General features: G+C 31.2%; 3 protein-coding genes. All 3 read right to left on the reverse strand.

What is annotated here, in order from left to right; translation table 11 throughout:
- On the reverse strand, positions 1-392 hold a 392-nt coding region (locus B5E75_RS14200), incomplete at its 3' end, for an Imm26 family immunity protein (RefSeq protein WP_087360589.1).
- A 54-nt stretch (positions 393-446) separates the two neighbouring features.
- A complete protein-coding gene (locus tag B5E75_RS14205) occupies positions 447-656 on the reverse strand; it encodes a hypothetical protein (protein WP_087360592.1) in 210 nt (69 codons plus the stop codon).
- 180 nt (positions 657-836) lie between these two features.
- Positions 837-1,520, reverse strand: coding sequence for a DUF4366 domain-containing protein (locus tag B5E75_RS14210; protein WP_087360595.1), 684 nt, complete (start codon positions 1,518-1,520; stop codon positions 837-839).
- Positions 1,521-1,575: the final 55 nt, after the last annotated feature.

Here is a 1,575-nt window from a genome sequence, read left to right on the forward strand (position 1 = left end):
CCCATCAACATATCTATTACATGATGTCTTTCCCATACAGCAGCAATTTCTAAATTCTTACATTCATCATATGAACATGAACGAATTTCGCCTTTATAGTATATGCTCCCTTTTCCTGTTATTTTATCAATGACGCATTTAGGGGGAGCCCATGCCTCATCTGCATTTTTAAAGCCTTTATGCCCTACTACTTTCCACTTCCCATCGTACAATAAATCCTCATATACACATATAAAACGATAATAACTTACTGTATCCGGTAATTCAGAAATATCATTATAAATACCGCAGTAAATTGCCAAAGTATATTCTTTAAACAATCGTCCATATGCGTTTTTTCCATTAGGAAGAGGTATTTCATAAATATCGCCAAGTTTTAACTTCTTCTTCATTTCGCATCTTCCTTATACTTCTTTTTCTAATTCAGTGGTATACAAATCAATAAATTAGGATTTGTCTCTTTTTTTCTTTTGTCTTTCATTCTCTAATATTGTAATCGCAAATATTGCTATGCCAAACCCAATAATGCAGATTAGTGTTCCACTAAGTGATATCCTTGAATTTATAAAACCAGTAAACCCATTTACCACAGCAAGCATAATAAAACAAAAGCATATTACTAATGCAATCTTAGAGGCCACAGTATAGTTCTTCATTTCTTCCACCCTTTCAATTATGCGAATTCCAACTCGACAACTTCCAATTTGCCTTTATATTACTTAAATTATATCAAGTATAACCTTATATTCAATCTATTTCATATTTATTTTGTATTTTTTTAAACTCATACCTCATGATAACTATGTATGTAAAGGCAGCCTTAACTGCCTTTACAATTAAACCTTATTTTCATCATTATCTTCTTCTAATTTGTCTTCATCAATATCAAAGAACCCATTATCTTCGTCCTCATCATTTAGATAATCAGCATCTGGATCAGGATTTATTTCATTTGATTTTTTCTTCTTTGTTTTCACAAAGAAGAAAGTACCTCCAGCCAATACTGATAAACCAATAACAACTACAAGAGGCATAAAGTTTAAATTCATTTTTGAATCTTGTTTTTCCTCTTTTTCTACAACTGTAACTGTTTCTGTTTTTTCTTCAACTGATTCTTTTTGTTTTTCAATTTCATCTTTGATAGCTTGTGCATCTTCTTCTTTCATTAAGGAAAACAAATCTTCTTCATCAACTTGATTTAAGAAATGAACAGTATTATTTCCCTTATCATCACGATCAATGATCAAATAAAAATAGTTTCCTGTTTTCGTTACTAAAGTAATGAACTGTTTATTGCTATCAGTAGTTGAAGAAATATCATCTACCAAAGTCATATTCCCATCAGGAGTTAATGCATTTTCATTCTCTTTAGAAGTTTCAGTTTCTTCCTGAGTTCCCTGTATCTCGGTAGTTGATGGTGGAGTAGTCTCCTCACTATTTGCTTTTGCATTTACTGGAAAAACAAAAAAACTTGCTGACATTAAAAATGCAGCCATCACTGCAATAAGTTTATTCTTCATCTAAATTATCCTCCTCATTTGTATTATATTCATTAGGCAATTCTTCTGGCACAGA

The organism is Massiliimicrobium timonense (genome assembly GCF_002160865.1).
In the GTDB taxonomy this organism is placed as follows: Bacteria; Bacillota_I; Bacilli_A; order Erysipelotrichales; family Coprobacillaceae; genus Allocoprobacillus.